We start from the raw sequence: 19,851 nt of genomic DNA, 5'->3' as shown, positions 1-19,851 counted from the left end.
AGCGAGGCGGATACTCAAGGGAATCTCCGCTGGCCGGGAACGAACCTCGGACCCGGCGAACCGTCTGATCAGACGTGCCCACGTCATGGAAAGACCGCGTCCGCGACCGGCCCTGGGTCCAGTTGATGGTTCTGGCCATCGCCCAGTTCATGGTTCTGCTCGACGTCACGATCGTGAACATCGCCCTGCCCGGCATCGAGGAGCTCGGGTTCTCGTCGACTGCGGCGCTCCAGTGGGTCGTCAGCGCCTATGCCCTCGTCTTCGGAGGCTTCCTGCTGCTCGGCGGTCGTTTGGCCGATCTACTAGGGCGGCGCCGGATCTTCCTGGCCGGTCTGCTGCTGTTCGGGCTCGCCTCGCTGCTCGCCGGGCTGGCCTCCACTCCCGCGCAGCTCATCGCGCTGCGCGGGGTGCAGGCCCTCGGTGGCGCGCTGCTGTCGCCGGCGGCGTTCGGCATGGTGACTCTGCTGTTCCCCCACGGCCGGCGGCGAGCCCTCGCCCTGAGCATCTGGGGCGCCCTGGCCGGGCTGGGCGGGACCTTCGGTGCCATCCTCGGCGGAGTCCTGGTCGACCAGTGGTCGTGGCGCTGGATCTTTCTGGTCAACGTGCCGATCATCGCGATCGTCATGGCTGCGACGGTCCTGCTGCTGGCCGAAAGCCGGGCAGCGAGCGAGGCGAAGCGGAGCTTCGACATCGCCGGGGCGTTGTTGAGCACGGCGGGGTTGCTCCTCGTCGTGCTCGGTGTCATCCGGTCGGACGCGTCGGGATGGCTGTCGGTCGAGGTGATCGGCCTGCTGGGCGGGGGAGCCCTGTTGCTCGCTCTGTTCGCCTGGGTCGAGCAGCGCTCGGCCGGGCCGCTGGTGCCTCTCTCCCTGTTCCGTACCCGGACGATGAGCGGCTCGACGATCGCGCTGACCCTCAACGGCGGCGCGTTCCTGATCCTCTTCTTCCTGGCGTCGATCTTCTTCCAACAGGTACGGCACTATTCAGCGCTCGGAGCCGGGCTGCGGCTGTTGCCGATGGGCATCACCGGCATCGTGGGTGCCATCCTCGCCGCCCGCCTGGTGAGCCGCTTCGGAACCAAGCCGGTCCAGGTGGGGACCTCGGTCCTGGCCGCGGCCGGGCTGGTGCTGCTGTCACGCGCGGACGCTGACAGCAGCTACACCCTCACCATGATGCCGGGCCTGGCCCTGTTCGGGGTGGGTGTCGTGGGCACCCTGACCGTCGGCCAGATCGCCGCCGTCGCTGACGTCTCGTCCGACCTGGCCGCGACAGCCTCCGGGGTGATCAACACCGGTCGTCAGGTCGGCGGCGCCGTGGGCGTCGCCGTGGTGACGACCGTGTCCTCCGGGCACGTCACCGCCCTGCTCGGCGACGGGGCCACCACTACCGAGGCGCTGGTCGGCGGGTTCCAGTGGGGCCTGCTGGTAGCCGCGGCATTCGCCGTCGCCAGCGCGATCGCCTCGGCCCTGACCCCTCAGGTCCATGTCCGGTCAGCGGCACCCCACACGCCTCTGGCATTGACCAGCGCATGATATGACGCCCAGCACCCGCGGTGCCGATGAACTGCCGGACGGCCGCCGCGTCTGCAACAACATGGGGCCACACATCTACGCGAGACCTTGGGCCGAGGGCGATCTGCAGCGTCTCCAAGAGGCCGAGTCCTCCTTTTCCGTGAGCACGCTGACCAGTCGGTTCCTGACCGGCAACACCCGGCTGCCGCCGGTCTACCTCGCCCGGCTGCGCCGCCCGGTGTCTTCCAGCCGGAGCTGGCTGGGTCACGTGGCCTTCGTCGACGGCAAGCTGATCGGGATGGCCGAGTGCGCGTGGCCGGCCGACTCTTCGCAGCCGGGCGATCTCGCCGTCCTGGTGGCGGACCGCTGGCAGCGGCGTGGCGTCGGCCGGTTGGTCGTCAACGGCCTGCTGGACCAGGTCGAGGCGGCGGGGATCACTCACCTCGAGGCAGTGGCCGACGCTGTGAACGTGGGTTGTCACGCCTTGGTTCGCTCGGTCGGCCGGGAAGGGAACCGATCGGGCGATTGGTCGGTACGTTCGTGGGTTACCAGCGGTCAACGGCACTTCGAACTTCGACGCCGGCGCGTGCCGGAGACAGCGGACCACGGGCAGTGGCTGCCTTCTCCCAGAGTCACCGTGGACAGTCACAGGTCGCGCCCGCCCGCGTTGCTGCGGACATGGAGGTCGGCCGGGCTGTTCACAAGGCGGTCGGCCTGACCAAGGTGCGTGTCGCCGGTCATGTCGAAGCGAACCGATGAGAACACCGTACAGTCGAACAGGCTTTGCCTCTTAAACCAAGGCGCCGGGTACGGCGAGGCGCCACTCGAGCATTCCGGCAAGGCCGAGGCGGCCCCGCCGAGAGACGCTGGGGACCCGGTGGCGGCCGCCGGACTGTCTCCAGCGGTCGCCACCGTGGGTCGCGTGCGGACCGACGTGAAGCTCGAGGTCATCCGGAGTCGAGCTTCACGTGATGGATCAGCGGCTCAGGCGGCCAGCTGCTGCAGGAAGTGCGAGATTCCGACCTCGGCCCAGTGCTCGACGATGCGCCCGTCACGGACGACGTCGACGGTGGTGCCGGTCATCGTGGCCGTCCTGCCGGTGGACGGAACACCGAAGAATTCGGCCTTCTGGGTGCCGGTGACGGCGAATCGGGTCGCCACCTTGTCCCCCTCGCGGACCTGGTCGAGGACCTGCACTCGGATGTTGTCGAAGGAGTTGAACAACCCCTTCTCGGCGGCCAGCCACGTCGTACGGGTGAGTTCGAACCCGGAGGACGGGTGGATGATCAGGTCGGGGGAGACGTAGGTGTCCCAGGTGCGGTCCAGGTCGCCTTCCTCGAAGTCGGCCCAGAACTGCTGCAGAACGGTCTTCGGATCCATGGTGTACCGCCTTCTTAGGAGATTCGCTACCTGGGCACGGACCTGGATCAGGCCCGGCTTCGGCGCTTCCGTTCCTATTGACGGGAGTGTTGCCGGTTCGTTCAAACCGGGTGTGTGGGGTCACCGAGCATGAAGAATGCCGTGGTATCACGGCCATGGGCTGCCTTCGACGGGCGTAGCGCGCCACATCCGGGCGACCTCTGCGATGCTGACCGGTATCCCGCCGTGGGCCAGGTGATCCGAGAGTAGCCGCGCCCCGAACGCCTCGGGCGCGGGTCCAGCGTCGAGATGATCAGCTCGGATTCGTCGATGATCGCCTGGCCGGCCCGAACGAGGCAGATCGGCGAGCGCGTTGATCCCTCCGGTCTCGTATCGAGCTCGCTAGGCGATCACCGGCTGCTTGCTCCTCCCGACCTGCCGTCCGATCTCGGCGTTGGGCGAGCCTTGCGCCGTCGGCGACACCATCCGGGTCCGCTGGATATGACCAGCCAGCGACATCGACGAGCGCGTCAAATCCGCAGACGCGCACCATCACCAGACGCGGAACCGACGGCGCAGCAACTGACATGCCGCATTGAGCCTTTTTCACCGTGACGGTGCAGGCCACGGCAGGGGCGGGTGCACTGCAGTCGACATAGGACGGGGCTGCCGGCAAGACAGCAGTCGGCCAAGATTCGATGCCCCAACCCCGGAACGTCGCTGTGCTGTTCAAAAGGCACCGCTACCGGCTATTTACCAACAGTTACCTCGGGTGGCGTAGGAGATCTTGTCGTTGATGTAGGCGGGGACCTGAGGCACGTCCCAGCCCGGGTATACCTGGTACTTATTGCCCGTGGCGTTCACGTTCTCCCAGAAGCACCATGAGACAGAATCGTGATTTCGGATGGAGGAGATCTTGTCGTTCAGATAGCCGGCGGGGCGCCATTGCCAGCCATCGAAATAAGGTCCCAGGTTGACTATGTCGGCCGAGCTGTGTTGTCCGGATGCGCCCTCATAGCCAGCGTTTTCGTCGTAACACAGCCGATTGTTGCACGGGGTCACGGCTTGGGCTGGTGAGGCAACGACAGCGCCTACTCCGAGGGCGCCTAGGGCTACGGCTCCGAGTACTGCCGTTCGCCGCCTGATTCGGTTCATGACTGGAACAGTCCTTTCCTGCTTGCCAAGATAATTAGCCGCTGATCTCGTAGGTGTCGTCGGCGCCGTAGACCGCCCACTTCAGCGGCGGATCAAGGTCAAGGTTTCCCGCGCGCAGAAAGACCCGCTGCTCGGTGTCGATGCGGCCGGTCTCGGCGTGGGCTTCTTCCTGCCGCATGACCTTCTTGCGGGCGTCCAGGAAAGCATTGAGGTAGGCGACCTCGTCGCCGCCCTGCGCCGGCGATTGAGCCTGCTTGAGAGCCGCTTTGCGAATTCCCCCGAAGCTCGATCCGTCGTCGCCCGGACCGTGCATGACGATGGCGTCGTAGTAGATGAACTGGCCGAGCGCTCGGAGCCCGTCGGCCTTGGCCTGCGCGACCGAAGGGTCGAAGTAAACGGCGTCCCTTTCCTCGTTCTGCGCTTGCTGGAAGACCGGATCCTTGGCCGCCGTCCGCCACGCGTTGACGAACTTGCTCCCTAGACCCGCATGAGAAGCGGTGCCATCGACCTTCTCAAGGGCGGGCAGGAATGGCGACAGCACGTTACCCGGCTTTCGAAGCTCGTACAGTCGGACGACCTCGAGCATGTCGCCGGTGCCGGAGCAGAAGCCGATGATACCCGCGGTGTAGCCGCGGCCGTCGCCGATGTCCTCGATGTAGGCATACTGCGCCTTCCAGTTGAGCGACGAGTTTTCCGCGCTGGAAACAATTTCCATCGCGATTTCCTTCTTCGCCGGATCGTCCAGGCCGACGCTTCCCGTGACCTGAACGGCCCGAGCCCGAGACGGGCTCGTGGCGGCCTCGGCCGTGAAGCGGACTGTTACGGGGAGGCCGATGGCGACGGTAGCCACGGCGATTACGCTGATCACCTTGCGGGGGGCGCGCATTGCTGAAGAAGCCTCCGAAACTGCCGGGACGGGTGTCCGGCAGATCGAAGCACTGATGACTATGAAAGAGAAAGCAACTTAAGACGTTCTTGAGAATATTTCGCGGGCGGGAAATTTCACATCCTTATCTTCGATATGCAATGAACTTTGCCGCGCCTTCTCCGTTTCGGTCCATTATCGATGCGCCGGCGAGGGCGCGTGATTTCTTGGGTGGCCGTGTTGCTGGTACTTTCGGCTGCGGCAGGCTTTGCCGAGAGTGACCCACCGCGGCCCTCCGTGCGGACGAACCACATCTGCTTGTGCCGCCAGCAGCGCGGTCGGCTCCTACCCGGCGGCCCTCCTGCCTGTGGTGGCACTGTGCTGATTCGCCGTGGTAGCGGTGTTGACTGTTGAACCGAGCCCAGAGGCGGACGCAGCCAAGAAAGTTGGTCGAGCGTGTGCACAACCGCCGTGCGGCAGGAGTCATAGAGACGTAGCGCTCGGAAGTCGATCCGCTGAGGGCTGGACGACAGTTCGGGCGTACCCGTCCACCATTTTGAGACGGATGGATGACTCTCAAGGAGCAACAGTGGAACACGACCACCGGCTCAGCGACGCAATGGCCGCGTACGAGCACACCAACTATGACGTCTTGGCATTAACGGCAAAGGTCGAGTCCTTGGCCGGCAGGTACCGGCGCCGTCAGGTGTTCCTGCGGTCAACGGCCGGTGTGGTGATCGGCGCCAGCCTGTTCGCCGGTGCCTCGTACCTCCATGGTCACAACGATCAACCGATGTCGGCGGCTGGTGCGGTCACGGTGGCCGCGCAGGCTGAGCCGAGTCCGGATAAGGGGTTTCCGGATTGGTTGAGCGAGTCCGACCGGGTTGCGATCACCCGGTTCTCTGCCGCCGGATACGACTATGCCGATGCCGCCAGGCTGGCAGTACTCTGGAAGACGGAGAACATCACCGCAACCAAAATCGAGGCGGGCGAGCAGCTTCTTGACAAGCGCCCCCTCCCGTTCCCTCCGACCTCGCAGGTTTATGACGGTCAAACACCTGAAGAAGCGGCCATGGTCGACGCGTTCTTCGCGCGCGGCTATGACTTCGGCGATGCCCGGCAACTGGCCAAGTTGTGGAAGAAGGCGTCGGCCTACGAAGCCAAGGTCGAGGCGGGAAAGAAGCTCCTCAATGGTGAAACTCTTCCTCTCCGGCCGTAACACGTTCGTACGACGGCCCAACGATTTCTGCCGATGGGGCGGACGGTGCCATGAGAGGCACTGGTGCTCTTTCAGTGGTGGCGGTGGGTGAGGTCAGTTGAGAATACTGCGGTGGCGGAGTAGGGTGAACCCGGCTCCGCCGTGCATCTGGCGCATGATGCGTTTGGTCTTGGCGTTCACGCCTTCGGGTCCAAGCTGCGAGTGTCAAGAGCTACCGGGAAGTTGCCGCTACATCGCGCGAGGTGAGTTCGGCACTGTCAGCCGAGCATCTGTGCCGAAGCCGTCGAGGTGGCCGACCTGACCGATTTGACCGACCTGACTGGCTGTGAGTCCTTGCTGTTCAGGGCTCCGCCGGTCGAAGCCCCGGCGGCCTTGCCGGTGACCGGGGCCAGCCCGTCCGGAAGCTCGAACTGCAGGCGCCGGGCGCCGGTGTCACGCGCCGACGTGGATGCCGGGGCGGCGGTCCGGGTCGGCTTCGTGTTCGCGGATGATCTCGCGGGCGACGGGGGCGGTGTCGCCGCGGCCGAGCAGGAAGTAGCGGATCATATGCACGAGTGGGCTGCCTTCGGCCCAGGCGAGGTAACAGTGCGGGCGTACGCCGGTGGTATCGCGCAGGGCGAGCAGAATCGCGGCGATGGCGTTGGGTGCGGCGTGCCTCACCTGCCGCTTCTTCGTCCCACGAGTGCACCCGGACCAGCCCGACCGGCCCCACCACTGCAACTACGTCGACGTCCCGTTCGGCGACGCCGAACTGTGAGTCACCTGCTCCTACCACGAACCGCCCACCGACGCCTGAACCCGATCCGGCAGAACCGGCGCCGTTCGCCGCTGTTCCGCCGTCCCGTGAGTCGTTCGCAGACGGTGCTGCCCCCGTCGCGGTCGTGATGTCGTTGGCCTTCCGGAGCGCGTTTCCTCGGTCCGCCGCCGCTTCTCCCTCTGCCGCCGCTGCCCCATCACGTCGTACCAGGGCAACGAGGGAGCTGGAGCGCGGCGGCGGAAGCGGCGTCCGCAAAGGCCGGAGGAAATAGTCCACGGGTTCGCGGCCACCATCTTTGCGAGGCACCCGCGCAGGCTGCCGGAGATGAACAACGACCCGCGATGGCCGAACGGCCCTCCGAGGTCAGCTGGTCAGGTGGCTAACAGGTGGCTCCGTGCAGTGGTCACTGGAGTGTGAACTGCTGGTTGGGCCGTCCGTTGCAGTCGTAGATCTGAACCTGCTGCCCGTTGCCGGTTCCCCACACGTCGAGGCAGCGGCCGGACTGGGCGCCGGTGACGGTGCCGTTGGTGTTGACGTTCCACTGCTGGTTGCTCTGGCCGTTGCAGGCGTAGATCTGCACCGCCGAGGCGTTGCCGGAACCGGCCGCGTCCAGGCACATGCTGCCGTACACCTGAAGCTGCTTGCTCACCGTGTAGGTCCACTGCTGGTTGGCCTGGCTGTTGCAGTCGTAGAGCTGCACCCTCGTCCCGTTGGTGCGCGCCGCGTTCGGCACGTCAAGGCACCGGCCGGACTGGGTTCCGACGATCTTGTTCGCGCCGCCCGAGGGCGGCGGGGTCGTCGTCGGCGGCGGGGTCGATGTCGGCGGGGTGGACGGCTGGTCGAGTCCGAGGAAGGAGATGGCGTACGCGATCTGGCCGCTCATCGGAAGCTGGTGGCCGACGCCGGAGATGCTGATCCCCTCGACGGTCGCCCGGGTACCGGTGTCACCGTAGCGGGTCCGGGTCCACGAGGACTGCGGGCGATCGGTGTACGCCGGCGTCTGCGACAGGCCGTGCAGGTTCGTCCACTGCTTGATCTCCTCGCCGAAGTTGGGGTAGGCGAGCGTGGTGTCGGTGGTGCCGTGCCACAACTGCATGCGCGGATAGGCGCCGGTGTAGCCCGGGTACATGGCTCGGGCGGTGTCGCCCCACTGCTGGGCCGTTCGGCTGATGTTGCCGCCGGAGCACTGGCTGTTCCACATCGACCCGTCGCTGGTGGCGAAACAGCCGGCCGGTACGCCCGAGAAGGCCGACCCGGCGCTGAACACGTCCGGGTATTCGGCGGCCAGGACGTTGGTCATCATGGCGCCGGAGGAGAACCCCGACACCACGATGCGGGAGGAGTCGATGCTCGGGTATTGCGAGCGGGCGTAGTCGACCATCGACTTGATGCCGGTGGAGTCGCTGCCGCCGTTGCGCCGGAGCCCGGCGGCGGTCGACACGTCGAAGCAGCTGCCACTGCGGGTGGCCTCGGGCAGCACCATGATGTAGCCGTAGCGGTCGGCCGCGGTCACGTAGTCGTGGCCGTTGCCGTTGAAGACGGCGCTCGCCGAACCGCTGCAGTAGTGCACCAGCACCAGCAGCGCCGGCCGGGGCGCGAGGTTCGCCGGCACGTAGATGTACATGTTGAGGTTGGTCGGGTTGGTGCCGAAGTTGGTCACCCGGGTCAGGCTCGCCGCCATCGCCGGGGAACCGGACACCAGGATCGCGGCGAGACCGGCGACCAGCGCCATGCCGGCCGCCAGCAGGACACTCAAGAGGCGCTTCATCAGACCTTCTTTCGACGACGGGATGCCGGCTCGGTCAGTTCAGGCTGAATCTCTGGTTGGCCTGGCCGTTGCAGTCCCAGAGCTGGATCTGCTGGCCGTTGCCGGTGCCCCACACGTCCAGGCAGCGTCCGGATTGGACGCCGGTGATGGTGCCGTTGGAGTTGACGTTCCACTGTTGGTTGGCCTGGCCGTTGCAGCTGTAGATCTGTACGGCCGAGCCGTTGCCGGAGCCGGCGGCGTCGAGGCAGCGGGATCCGTACACGGTCAGTTGTTTGCTCGAGGTGAGCGTCCAGGTCTGGTTGGCCTGGCCGTTGCAGTCGTAGAGCTGTACCCGGGTGCCGTTGTTCTGCGAGGAGCCCGGCACGTCGAGGCATCGGCCCGACTGCGCGCCGACGATCCGGTTGGACCCGGTGGGCGGAGGCGTCGTGGTGGGCGGAGGCGTCGAACCGTCGCCCGGGATGGTCGAACACTTGACGTTCGACCGGACGATGCCGGTGGTGTCCTTGACACTCGGGCAGAGGAACTGGCTGTAGCGGGTGTCGTTGTCGACGAAGATCTTCAGCCACTCGATCTGGCTGCGCAGCTCGATGTCGTTGGGCCGGGTGAAATAGAGATGGTCGGCGTTGGCGAGCTGGAGGTACGCGCCGGGCGTCGCCGCCGGAAGGGTCGGGTAGAGGCCGTCGAGGTAGGACGGCGTGACAGTGGTGTCGTTGATCCCGCCGATGATCATCGTCGGCACGGTGTCCGAGGCCAGGTTGCCGGACGGCTTGAACGGCGCGAGGCCGATGGCGGCCTTCAGTGACGGGCGCTGGGTGGCCGCGTACAGGGCGCCGCCGCCGCCCATCGAGTGGCCGATGACCGCCAGCCGGTTGCGGTCGACCCGGTCGCGTACCGCGCTGGAGTTGGTCAAGTAGTCCAGGGCGGCGAGCAGTTGGGTACCGCGGGCGGCGTCGTAGTCGTTGCGGCTGTTGGTCTCGACGCCGATGACGACGAACCCGAAGGACGCCAGCCGCGGGCCCATCCAGGCTTCCTCGTTGGCGAACAGGGCGGTGTATCCGGGCACGATGGCGACCGCGCCGTACGTGTGGCTGGTGTCGGTGGGGTAGTAGATGAAGCCGCCGTTGAAACCGTTGCCGGGCGGCACCGTGATCTGGGCGGTGGCGAAGGACCCGTACTGGGCGGCGACGCTGGCCACGGTGGGATCCGGTCCCCGCTGGTAGGGGTTGTCGGCCGCCGCGCTCGCCTGCGGAATCGTCGCGATCATGCCCACCGCGACGGCGGCCGCCGTGACGATGGCCCCGACCGCGGTCCGCATTCTCGACGACCGTCCACGACGTGTACTCGTCTCCACGGCCTCTCCCTTCTCGAGCAGGGCATGGATGCATCTCAATGTGTGAGCGATGCTAGGCGCAGCGATCACCGGTGAACAATAAGTTTCGGAGATGTTTCGTAACTTTCTCTCGGCAAAGCGGACAAGCGCGCAGCTCAGCTGCCGAAAGTTTGGGCCGAGGCCGAGATTGGTCGTGTCGCAGCTTTTGAAATCTTCCGGAAGTTTTCCGGAGAAAAGATGTTATGGCCGAGAGCGGTTCGAGTCGGGAGGCTGAGGCGAGTTTCACGGGACGGCGGCATCCGTGACGCCATACGTTTGGGGCCATGAACGCCCTGGAGCTCACCGACTATCGCGCCGCCGTCGCCCGGATGTATCTGGCCGACACCGACCTGAAGGAGTTCCGCGCCCAGCGCGACGAGCTCTTCGGTACGCACCCCCAGTCGGCCATCCCGCCGGAAGCTCGCGCCCAGTTCCGCGGACTGCGCTACCTGCCGCCGAACGACGGCGCCATCGTCGAAGCCACGCTGCGCCCGGCCGACGGCGAGATCGACATCGACACCGGCGGGGAGGACGGCGTCGTTCACTACAACCGGGTCGGCATCCTCGAGACGCCACTCGGCGAGCTGTCCCTCTGGTGGATCAAGGCCTACGGCGGCGGCCTCTTCCTTCCGGTTCGCGACGGCCTGTGCGGCCACGGCGCCTACGGCGGCGGCCGCTACCTCACCGACACGGTCAAGGGCACCTTCGGCCGGGGCCTTCAGATCATTTCCGGTACGCGGGTCAAGCTCGACTTCAACTACCTCTACAACCCGTCCTGTGCCTACGACGACGCCTGGCAGTGCCCGCTGGCCCCGATGGAGAACCGCATCGACGCCACCATCGAGGCGGGCGAACTGACGTACCACTGAGGCGCCACTGGGGTGGTCAGCGTTGGATGGTGCGGATCGACTCGGCGTCGTCGCGGCCGCCGCCGGTAGCCGTGGGACGTGCCCATCGCGCCGGTCCGATTCGGCCGACTTCCAGGCCGCCGAGTTTCGCCGTACGTATGTCAAGCGTCCTGGTTCTCACCCTTCGCGCGGTTCACGCGGCGACCCGGCCCAGGAACGCGGTGAGGTTGGTGGCCAGGCGCTCGACCTTGTCCTCGAGGGAGATCGTCTCGGGCAGGCGGCCGCCGGGGCCCGGATCACGCTTGCCGCGAAGGTAGAGCGAGCAGCCGAAGTCGTTGCAGAAGTAGCTTCCGACCGAGTCGCCGCGCTTGCCGGCCGCGCCGGCCCGCGGCGCCACCATCAACGAGACGCCGGCCAGTGGGCTGACCGTGCACATCGAGCACATGCTGCGCCGCATCCGCTCGGCGCCGGCGCTCGGGGTCCGCAGAACCAGCGCCTGGTCACCGGCGACGAGGTAGGCCCGCTGCGGGGCGCGGGGATCTCGCCAGCCCAGATAGTCGAGTTCTTCCCAGGGCTGGTCACTCAGGTCACGTGGCACGTACAGGCGCGTGGCCTCGCCTTTGCTGCAGTTCACGAACGCGGCACGGATTTCCTGCTCGGTCAGCGGCTTCACGCGCTCCACGGTACGTCTGCCTAAACGCTTTAGGCAAAAGAAAAAATATCATAGGCTGTCGGCGGCGCCGAGCCTCGCCCGCGACCGCCGCAGGCAGACCGCGCCGGCGCTGTGCGCCGCTCCGGGACGCCTGAGGCGCGCGTCGTCCTCGCTGACCCGTGCGCCCTGCTGGTGGATCTCGCCGGCGACTCCGTCTATCGGATAAAAAATCCGCTCCTGCTATCTTGGGATCGGATAGTTAATCCCCTTCAGGAGGCGGTCATGCTCGACGGCATCACTGTGAACGGCACCCGGCGGACGTACGAAATCATCGGTCCCTCGGCCGGCCGGCCCGGACGGAGTCTCCTGCTCGTCTTCCACGGCTCGAAGCAGACCGGGGCCAAGCACCGCGAGTTCATCGGCCGCGCCTACGACGCCCTGGCCGAGAGCGGCGCCGCGGTGGTCGTCTACGCGGACGGCCACAAGGGCAACTGGAACGACGCCCGGCGGGAGAGCGCCTTCCCGGCCCGCATCGACGACAGTGACGACGTCGGTTTCGCCCGGGCGCTGGTGGAGAAGCTCGCTGTCAGCCACGGCATCGACCCGGCGAGGGTGTACGCGGTCGGCTACTCCAACGGCGGTCAGATGGTGATACGCCTGGCCCACGAGGCCCCGCAGCTGATCGCGGGGGCGACCGTGATCGCCGCGACCATGCCGGCGCCCGAGAGCTTCCTGATCGCCGACGCGCCGCCGGCGCCGATGCCGGTCCTGCTCATCCACGGCACGAAGGACCCGATCGTCAAGTACGAGGGCGGGCAGTTCAGCTGGTGGGCGCGCAAGGTGTTCAAAATCGGCGGCCGCAGCCTGTCCGCGCCCCAGACCGCGGCCTACTTCGCCGCCCGCAACGGCATCACCGCCGCGCCCACCACCACGAAACTGCCGGCGGCCGACGCCAAGACCTTCGTCGAGCGCACCGAATACCGCGAGCCCGGGCACCCGCCGGTAGCGCTTTACACCGTGCACGGCGGCGGCCATACGATCCCGGGACCGGCCCAGGCCCCCGCCGTGATGGGCCGGACCAACCAGGACGTGCGGACGGCCCAGCTCATCGACGACTTCTTCACCATTTCCGAGCCCGCACGCCAGTGAGAGGACCATGGAGTTGCGCTGCCTGATGATCGAGCAGAACTGGCCGCGCTGAGCCCACCACATCCCGAACCCGACGGTGCGCCGGGCCGGCCGTTGTCCATTCCAGACCCGGACCTCGCCTCTTAGATGAACGGCCAGCCCACCGGCTGGCTCAGAGCCAGCCGGCCGGGGATCGTCCACTGGGTGGTGGAGAGGTTGGCGGCCTGGGCGGCGGCCATGCCGTCACGGTAGATGCGGCCCAGCCGGCTCGTCCGGTAGAGCGGGTCGGAACTGCCGGCCTCGTACATGGCGGTCAGGACCGTCCGGGCGGTCTCCGTCACGTGGGCGATGGCGCCGCGCACGGCGGCCCGGTCGAGCTCGGTCGAGGCGGCGCCCGCCCGGTCCAGGTCGCGCTGTGTGGCCAGCAGCAGGCCCCGGGCCGCCGCCACCTGCGACAGCGAGCGGCCGACGGCGATCGCCACGTGGTCCTTCTCGGCCAGGGTGATGCCGTCGAAGCCCTTCTTCACGGCGGCCAGGGCGATCAGCTCGTCGATCGCCGCCTCGGCCATGCCGATCAGCACGGCCGCGCAGCCGGGGAACAGCAGGTTGATCACGGGCAGCCCGGTGGCGTGGTGCGGGGCGAACAACGCCTGGGTCATGTGCGCCGGGACGAAGACGTTCTCGGCGGTGACGGAGTTGCTGTCGGACGCCCGCATGCCCACCACATCCCACGTGTCCTGAATGGACACCTCGGAGCGTGGCACGGCACACAAGCGCAACGCGTCGAAGCCGGCTCCGGCCGTCGGGTCGGCCCCGGCCAGCAGGTACCACTCGGCCACGTGGGCGCCGCTGACGATCTTCCAGGTGCCGTTCAGCTGGTAGCCACCGTCGACCGGGGTGAGCAGGCCCGGCGAGCCCGAGTTGGCGATCAGCGGGGCCGTGCCGCCGCCCCAGATCCGCTCGGTGGCCTCCTCCGGCAGCCAGCCCGCCGCGAAGCCGAGGTTGAAGTTCCACAGCAACCAGGCGGTCGGGCCGTCGATGCGGGCGACGCGGGCGTAGAAGTCCAGCGCCTCGGCCACCGGCACCCCGAACCCGCCCCGCTCGCGCGGGGTGAGTACGCCGAACGCGCCCCGCTCCCGCAGCTCGGTCACCAGCTCGCCGGCCGGTCGTCCGCGTTCCTCGGCCTCGTCGCGGTACTTCTCGATCGCCGGGCGCAGCAGTTCGGGCAGTTCGTCGATCGGCATGACCGATCCCTTCCGTCGGGGACCCGCGGTTCGGGCCCGTCCGGACGAGATGCGCCGGATCCGCGGAAACTGCGCCCGGATCGCTATGACGCCGGTCTCACCTCGTGGCGTACGCGACGCCCATCCGCGCCACCCGGCCCTCACGCAGGCGGATCAGCCAGGCCGAGCCCGGGGGACAGTGCTCGGGATCCGAGTGCGGGTTGATGTAGTCGGTGTCCCACACCAGCACCTCCCCGCTGGCGGTGGCGTCCCGCAGCCGGACGCCCACACCCGCGCCGAAGGTGTAGTCCATCATCGCGCGCAGCGCCGACCGGTCGCCGACCAGACCGCCCAGCGCGAAGACCGAAAGGTCGGGCCGGTACCAGTCGTCGAGGACCCGGTCGTACGTGCCGCTCTGCATCGCCGTCAGATGGTCCCGCGCCTGCCGGCGGTGGGCCTCGTGATCCGCCGCGTGATGGGCGTCGTCCGCGGTCTCGCGAAGCGTGTGCGCCAAGGTCCGCCGGGCGTCGCGCAGCCGGCTGGCCACGGTGTCCTCGCCGATCCCGCAAAGTTCGGCGATTTGGTGGTACGACGTGTAGTCGCTGAAGTAGCGCAGCAGGACGACCTCACGCAGGGGCAGCGACAGCCGGCCGACCGCGTCCCGGACCCAGTCCCGGGCGTACGACTGGCCCAGCACCTCGTCCGGCCGCGGATCCCCGGCGGGCGGCATCAGCGGTTCCGGTTCGGCGACCGGCACCGGCTGACGACGGCGTAAAAGCATCTTGCAGGTGTTGCGAACGATCTGGCGCAGCCACGGCCCGGCCGCTTCGGGGTCGCGCAGCTCGGGCAGCCTGCGCATGGCCGTGAGCATGGTGTCCTGCACGGCGTCCTCGGCCTCGTCGGTGTATCCGAGCACCGCGATCGCGGTGGCCCGCAACCCGGCCCGGTGCCGCTCGGTGAGCACGGCGAACGCCGCCATGTCCCCGGTGCGCGCCGCCCTGACTAGTTCCGCGTCCGATCTGAGCACTCACCCATTAAAGCTCGGCCCCAGAACGTCGCGAGCGCCCTGGCGCAGCAGGGCGGCGGCCACCGACGTGCCCAGGGTGACCGGGTCGGTGGCCCACTCGTGCGCGTCCAGGACCGTCTTGCCGTCCAGGCTGACGACGCGGGCGCGCAGGCTGATCCGCCCGTCCGGTTCGGTCCGGGCGTAGCCGCCGATGGGGGAGTGGCAGGAGCCCTGCAGGACGTGCAGCATCGTGCGCTCGGCCACGGTCTCCTGCCACGTGCGCGGATCGCCCAGCGCGGCGGCGAGCTCGACCGTGTCCCGGTCGTCCTCGCGGCATTGCAGCACCAGCGTGCCCGAGCCGACCGCGGGCACCATGGTGTCGACGTCGAGGTACTGGGTGATGCGGTTCACCTGGCCGATGCGCTCGAGCCCGGACGCACTCAGGAGCAGCGCGTCGTAGTCGCCGGCCGCCAGCTTGGCCAGGCGGCTGTTGGCGTTGCCCCGGATCGGGACCGGCGTCAGGTGCGGCCAGTGCAGGGCGAGCTGGGCCACCCGGCGTACGGCCGAGGTGCCGATCCGGGCGCCGGGCGGCAGGTCCTCGAGGCGGGTCCCGGCCGGGTGCACGAGGCAGTCGCGGACGTCGTCGCGGGCCAGGTACGAGGCCAGGACCGTGCCGGCCGGGGCCGGGCGGTCGCCGGGCACATCCTTGACGCAGTGCACGGCCAGGTCGACCTCGCCGGCCAGCAGCGCGCCGTCGACCTCCTTGGTGAACGCGCCCTTGCCGCCCAGCAGGGCCAGGTCGCCCTGCCACCGGTCACCGCTGGTGGTCATCGAGACAACCTGGACCTCGACGTGCGGATACCGCTCGGCCAGCATGCGGCGCACCCGCTCGACCTGGGCCAGGGCCATGGGCGAGTTCCGGGTGCCGATACGGAGCGTACGCATGACCGCCAGGTTAGACCGATCAGCCGGCCGGGTTGCGCCGCCCACGCTGAGGTCGGTAGCCGCCCGCGCTGAACCCTCACCCGGATGACGTCCCTGCGCGTCCAGCAGCCCGTTTCCTCCCCGCGGGAACCTTTCGCCGACCCGGCTGGCGCCGATCAGGCGGCCGGCCAGCACGGCGAAGCACCGGGCGGCCGTGTCAGCCGGTGTTGCGCGTACCCGGGTCAGCAGGCCGGTGACGCTGTCCAGGAATCACCGACCGGCCCTTGTTCGCGCCGAACTCCTTGTGACGAACGTGTCGGATAGAACGTTCCGTCTTGACATTCATTCGAGGAGTCCTCATGGTTGGCCACAACAGAACGTTCGTTCTTTCACGTGGTGGTCGGTCCCCGGCGCCTCGCCGGACGTCCGTTCGCTCACGAAACACCGAGAGGATGACTATGACCACCGTTGCCGCTCCCGGCATCTCGACGACGGCGGCCGCCCTGCGGCGGTTGTATTTCGCCCGGGCCGCCTTCGCCCTGGTCTGGGCCGGGGTGACCTTCGCGGTCGCCGACGAGCTCACCGGGCTCAGCGCCACCCTCCTGGTGATCTACCCGCTGGTCGACGTGGCCGCCGCCGTCATCGACGCCCGCTCGTCGCGCTCCACCGGCTCGCCGGCCCTGCTGTACGTCAACATCGCGGTCAGCCTGATCGCCGCGGTCGGCCTGGCCATCGCCGGTTCCTCCGGCATCCCGGCGGTGCTGCGCGTCTGGGGCGCCTGGGCCGTCGTGGCCGGTCTGGTCCAGCTGTTCGTCGGCGTCACCCGCCGGAAGATGGGCGGCCAGTGGCCGATGATCATCAGCGGTGGCCTCTCCGTGCTCGCCGGTTCGTCGTTCTTCGCCGCCGCCTCCGCGACCGATCCCGCCATGACCAACGCGGTCGGCTACGCGATCCCGGGCGCCATCTTCTTCCTCATCGCCGCCGTCCGGCTCGGCCGTACCGCAAAGGGAAACTGACATGAGCGACACCACGTACGACGTCGTTGTGATCGGTGCCGGCCCTGTCGGCGAGAACGTCGCCGACCGGGCGGTGCAGGGCGGTCTGTCGGTCGCCATCGTGGAGCGGGAGCTGGTCGGTGGTGAGTGCTCGTACTGGGCGTGTATGCCCACCAAGGCGCTGCTGCGCAGCACCGCCGCGCTGCGAGCGGCCCGCCAGGTACCCGGCGCCCGCGAAGCGGTCACCGGACAGCTGGACGCGGCGGCCGTTCTGGCCCGCCGTGACTCGTTCGCGTCGAACTGGAAGGACGACGGCCAGGTTTCCTGGCTCGACTCGGCCGGCATCAGGCTGTACCGCGGCCAGGGCCGGATCAGCGGCGAGCGGATCGTCGAGGTGTACAGCGCCGACGAAGCCGTGACCACGCTGACCGCCCGGCACGCGGTGGTCGTCGCGACCGGGACCAGCGCTCTGGTTCCCGACATCGAGGGCCTGCGTGAGGCTAAGCCGTGGACCAGCCGCGAGGCGGCCTCGGCCAAGGCGGTTCCCGGCCGGCTCATCGTCATCGGCGGCGGCGTCGTGGCCTCGGAGATGGCCACCGCCTACACGAGCCTCGGCGCCAAGGTGACGATGCTCGCCCGGGACGGCGTGCTCCACCTGGCCGAGCCGTTCGCCGGCGAGCGGGTCACCCAGGCGCTGCGCGAGTCCGGTGTCGACGTGCGGCTCGGGGCCGAGGCGGTTTCCGTCCGCCGCGACGAGTCCGGCACGGTGCACGTCACGCTCACCGACGGCGAGCAGATCGCCGCCGACGAACTGCTGGTCGCCATCGGCCGGGTTCCGAACACCCAGCAGCTCGGGCTCGACACCATCGGTCTCGAGCCCGGCTCCTGGCTCACGGTCGACGACGCCCTGCGCGTCGCCGGCGCGGGGGAGTGGCTGTTCGCCGCCGGCGACGTGAACCGGCGTTCGCTGCTGACGCACCAGGGCAAGTATCAGGCGCGGGTGCTGGGCGACGCGATCGCGGCCCGGGCCAAGGGCGAGCCGGCCGACACCGGTACGTACGCCCGGTACGCGGCCACCGCCGACGAGCGGGCGGTGCCGCAGGTCGTGTTCACCGAGCCCGAGGTGGCCTCGGTCGGCCTGACCGCCGCCGCGGCGGAGAAGGCCGGCCTGAACATCCGGGTCATCGACTACGACCTGGGCGCGGTTTCGGGTTCGGTGCTGCACGCCGAGGGCTATGCGGGTCAGGCCCGGATGGTCGTCGACGAGGACCGCCAGGTGATCGTCGGTTTCACCCTGGTCGGCCCGGACGTGGCCGAACTCATCCACGCCGCCACCATCGCGGTCGTCGGCGAGGTGCCGATCGACCGGCTCTGGCACGCCGTCCCGGCGTTCCCGACCGTCAGCGAGGTCTGGCTGCGCCTCCTGGAGACCTACGGCCGCTGAGCGGCCGTCCAACCAATCGAAAGGTTCGATCTGAAATGCGTATCCGTCTCTCCCGCCGTGCCGCCGTCGTCGGCGCCACCACCCTCGCCCTGCTCGGTGCGGCCGCTGTTCCGGCCGCCGCCATGGCCTCCGGCAAGAACACCAAGCCGGCCAAGCCGACCATCGTGCTCGTGCACGGCGCCTGGGCCGACTCGTCCAGCTGGAACCCCGTCATCGAGCGGCTGCGCCACGACGGCTACCCGGTCAAGGCCATCGCCAACCCGATCCAGGGACTGACCAGCGACAGCGCGTACGTGACCAGCTACCTCGCCACCATCAAGGGCCCGAAGGTCCTGGTCGGCCACTCGTACGGTGGGGCGGTCATCACCAACGCCGCCACCGCCGTACCCGATGTGAAGTCGCTGGTCTACATCGCCGGCTTCATCCCGGTCCAGGGCGAGACCATCGGCGAGCTCGCCGCGCAGTCCACCCCGGCCCTGCCGCTGATCACCACCCCGGTGCCCGCGGGCGCCGAGGTCATCATCGACCCGGCGAAGTTCCGCGAGGCGTTCGCCGGCGACCTGAGCAAGGACGACGCGGCCAACCTGGCCACCGTTCAGCGCCCGGCCAACACCAAGGCGGTCACCGACGCCAGCGCGACCGAGGGCTTCCGCAAGATCCCGTCGTACGCCCTGCTGACCCGTCAGGACAAGGCCATCAACCCGGCCCTGCAGCGCAAGATGGACGTCCGCGCCGGCGCCAAGATCACCGAGGTGAACGCGTCGCACGCGGTCATGCTCAGCCGGCCCGACGCCGTCACGAAGATCATCGAGCAGGCCTCGCGATGACTTTCGCGCTCGGACGTGCGTGAGCCCCGCGCCGCTTTTGGCCGGGGGAGCAGCGCGGCTATCGCATTCCTGACCGGTGACGACGCGTTCTGATGGCGCCTGGACCACGCCGATCACCCGTCGGCTGCACCGGTCTGCCGAGCGGTGTCACCGAGTTCAGCCCGCCGGTCAGCGCTCGGCCGGCTGACGCTGGCCGTGGATGCGGACCAGGCCCTCGACGCCGCGCTGGAAGGTGTCGACGATCAGGTCGGGGTTGAACAGGCAGCCGGCCGCCATGGCACCGTCGCGCAGCATGACGAAGTGGCGGGCGGCGGCGTCGGACGAGTCCTCGGCGACCTGAGCCATCAGCGTCGTGAGGGTGTCCAGGAACCACTGGCGGTGGGCGATGATCTGCTGGTGCACCGGGTGGTCGACGTCGGGGAACTCCGCGGCGGCGTTGAGGAAAGCGCAGCCGCGGAACCCCGGGCGCTTGATGCCGGCGGCGATGGTGTCCGCGATGGCCAGCAGGGCGTCGGCCGCCGTCGCGTTGGCGGCGATGGCCGCGGTGATGGCGCCGCGGTCCATCTGGTGCACTTCCCGCAGATAGGTGACCACGAGGTCGTCCTTACTGGGAAAGTGCCGGTAGAAGGTCGCCCGGGTAACTTTGGCCTCGGCGATGATCCGGTCGACGCCGACCGCGTGGATGCCGTCGGCGTAGAAGATCTGACTCGCCGTGCTGAGAAGTCGCTGCCGAGCCTCGGAGGGTCGCGATTCCGAGGCTCGAGTATCGGTTGTGCCGCGCGTCATGCCACCAGCTTAGCG

Annotated in this window: 18 protein-coding genes and 1 pseudogene; 8 read left to right on the top strand and 11 right to left on the bottom strand. The window is 68.5% G+C overall.

What is annotated here, in order from left to right:
• Positions 1–74 precede the first annotated feature (74 nt).
• Positions 75–1,532: an MFS transporter gene (locus tag AB0C26_RS35920; protein WP_360256825.1), complete on the top strand. Its 1,458-nt coding sequence runs from the start codon at positions 75–77 to the stop codon at positions 1,530–1,532.
• A gap of 1 nt (position 1,533) precedes the next feature.
• Positions 1,534–2,229: a GNAT family N-acetyltransferase gene (locus AB0C26_RS35915; RefSeq protein WP_360256823.1), complete on the top strand. Its 696-nt coding sequence runs from the start codon at positions 1,534–1,536 to the stop codon at positions 2,227–2,229.
• 266 nt (positions 2,230–2,495) lie between these two features.
• Here the strand turns inward: AB0C26_RS35915 and AB0C26_RS35910 are convergent, their stop codons facing one another.
• From AB0C26_RS35910 to AB0C26_RS35900, 3 genes are all read right to left on the bottom strand, one after another.
• Positions 2,496–2,891, bottom strand: a complete 396-nt coding sequence (locus AB0C26_RS35910; protein WP_360256821.1) for an ester cyclase — start codon at positions 2,889–2,891, stop codon at positions 2,496–2,498.
• A 732-nt stretch (positions 2,892–3,623) separates the two neighbouring features.
• On the bottom strand, positions 3,624–4,025 hold the full coding sequence (locus tag AB0C26_RS35905; RefSeq protein ID WP_360256819.1) for a peptidase inhibitor family I36 protein: 402 nt from the start codon (positions 4,023–4,025) through the stop codon (positions 3,624–3,626).
• A 34-nt stretch (positions 4,026–4,059) separates the two neighbouring features.
• Positions 4,060–4,875 carry a chitosanase gene (locus AB0C26_RS35900; protein ID WP_360256817.1) on the bottom strand — a complete coding sequence of 272 codons (816 nt, stop codon included), beginning with the start codon at positions 4,873–4,875 and terminating at the stop codon, positions 4,060–4,062.
• 604 nt (positions 4,876–5,479) lie between these two features.
• On the opposite strand from AB0C26_RS35900, the gene AB0C26_RS35895 reads away from it, so the two are divergent.
• Positions 5,480–6,109 carry a hypothetical protein gene (locus AB0C26_RS35895; protein ID WP_360256815.1) on the top strand — a complete coding sequence of 210 codons (630 nt, stop codon included), beginning with the start codon at positions 5,480–5,482 and terminating at the stop codon, positions 6,107–6,109.
• Positions 6,110–6,541: 432 nt separating this feature from the next.
• On the opposite strand, the pseudogene AB0C26_RS35890 reads toward AB0C26_RS35895, so the two are convergent.
• The 3 genes and pseudogenes from AB0C26_RS35890 to AB0C26_RS35880 form a co-directional block, all read right to left on the bottom strand.
• Positions 6,542–6,760: pseudogene (locus AB0C26_RS35890) on the bottom strand (amino acid transporter); the annotation flags it as partial.
• 509 nt (positions 6,761–7,269) lie between these two features.
• Positions 7,270–8,634 (bottom strand): PHB depolymerase family esterase, encoded by a 1,365-nt coding sequence (locus tag AB0C26_RS35885; RefSeq protein WP_360256813.1) that lies wholly within the window; start codon positions 8,632–8,634, stop codon positions 7,270–7,272.
• A 34-nt stretch (positions 8,635–8,668) separates the two neighbouring features.
• Positions 8,669–9,949: a ricin-type beta-trefoil lectin domain protein gene (locus AB0C26_RS35880; RefSeq protein WP_360256811.1), complete on the bottom strand. Its 1,281-nt coding sequence runs from the start codon at positions 9,947–9,949 to the stop codon at positions 8,669–8,671.
• Positions 9,950–10,287: 338 nt separating this feature from the next.
• Here AB0C26_RS35880 and AB0C26_RS35875 point away from each other — a divergent pair, with 338 nt between their 5' ends.
• Positions 10,288–10,872: a DUF1684 domain-containing protein gene (locus AB0C26_RS35875; protein ID WP_360256808.1), complete on the top strand. Its 585-nt coding sequence runs from the start codon at positions 10,288–10,290 to the stop codon at positions 10,870–10,872.
• A gap of 172 nt (positions 10,873–11,044) precedes the next feature.
• Here AB0C26_RS35875 and AB0C26_RS35870 read toward each other — a convergent pair whose 3' ends face one another.
• Positions 11,045–11,524: an FBP domain-containing protein gene (locus tag AB0C26_RS35870; protein ID WP_360256806.1), complete on the bottom strand. Its 480-nt coding sequence runs from the start codon at positions 11,522–11,524 to the stop codon at positions 11,045–11,047.
• Positions 11,525–11,785: 261 nt separating this feature from the next.
• Here AB0C26_RS35870 and AB0C26_RS35865 point away from each other — a divergent pair, with 261 nt between their 5' ends.
• Positions 11,786–12,652, top strand: coding sequence for a dienelactone hydrolase family protein (locus AB0C26_RS35865; RefSeq protein ID WP_360256803.1), 867 nt, complete (start codon positions 11,786–11,788; stop codon positions 12,650–12,652).
• Positions 12,653–12,774: 122 nt separating this feature from the next.
• Here the strand turns inward: AB0C26_RS35865 and AB0C26_RS35860 are convergent, their stop codons facing one another.
• The 3 genes from AB0C26_RS35860 to hemC all read right to left on the bottom strand — a co-directional run bounded on the left by AB0C26_RS35860 (position 12,775) and on the right by hemC (position 15,805).
• Positions 12,775–13,875 carry an acyl-CoA dehydrogenase family protein gene (locus AB0C26_RS35860; RefSeq protein WP_360256801.1) on the bottom strand — a complete coding sequence of 367 codons (1,101 nt, stop codon included), beginning with the start codon at positions 13,873–13,875 and terminating at the stop codon, positions 12,775–12,777.
• Between the two features lie 97 nt (positions 13,876–13,972).
• On the bottom strand, positions 13,973–14,881 hold the full coding sequence (locus AB0C26_RS35855) for an RNA polymerase sigma factor (RefSeq protein ID WP_360256798.1): 909 nt from the start codon (positions 14,879–14,881) through the stop codon (positions 13,973–13,975).
• Positions 14,882–15,805 carry a hydroxymethylbilane synthase gene (gene hemC / locus AB0C26_RS35850; RefSeq protein WP_360256795.1) on the bottom strand — a complete coding sequence of 308 codons (924 nt, stop codon included), beginning with the start codon at positions 15,803–15,805 and terminating at the stop codon, positions 14,882–14,884.
• A 437-nt stretch (positions 15,806–16,242) separates the two neighbouring features.
• Between hemC and AB0C26_RS35845 the strand changes: the two genes are divergently transcribed.
• From AB0C26_RS35845 to AB0C26_RS35835, 3 genes are read left to right on the top strand one after another with little or no spacing between them, the layout of a single operon-like run.
• The gene (locus AB0C26_RS35845) at positions 16,243–16,800 is read left to right on the top strand and encodes a hypothetical protein (protein ID WP_360256793.1); all 558 of its coding nucleotides are present in this window, start codon (positions 16,243–16,245) and stop codon (positions 16,798–16,800) included.
• Position 16,801: 1 nt separating this feature from the next.
• Positions 16,802–18,223, top strand: coding sequence for an NAD(P)/FAD-dependent oxidoreductase (locus AB0C26_RS35840; RefSeq protein ID WP_360256790.1), 1,422 nt, complete (start codon positions 16,802–16,804; stop codon positions 18,221–18,223).
• Positions 18,224–18,258: 35 nt separating this feature from the next.
• Positions 18,259–19,050, top strand: a complete 792-nt coding sequence (locus tag AB0C26_RS35835; protein WP_360256787.1) for an alpha/beta hydrolase — start codon at positions 18,259–18,261, stop codon at positions 19,048–19,050.
• A 168-nt stretch (positions 19,051–19,218) separates the two neighbouring features.
• Here the strand turns inward: AB0C26_RS35835 and AB0C26_RS35830 are convergent, their stop codons facing one another.
• Positions 19,219–19,836 carry a TetR family transcriptional regulator gene (locus AB0C26_RS35830; protein ID WP_360256785.1) on the bottom strand — a complete coding sequence of 206 codons (618 nt, stop codon included), beginning with the start codon at positions 19,834–19,836 and terminating at the stop codon, positions 19,219–19,221.
• Positions 19,837–19,851: the final 15 nt, after the last annotated feature.

The organism is Actinoplanes sp. NPDC048796, assembly GCF_040650035.1.
Lineage (GTDB): Bacteria > Actinomycetota > Actinomycetes > Mycobacteriales > Micromonosporaceae > Actinoplanes.
This window is presented reverse-complemented; position numbering and strand designations above follow the sequence as displayed.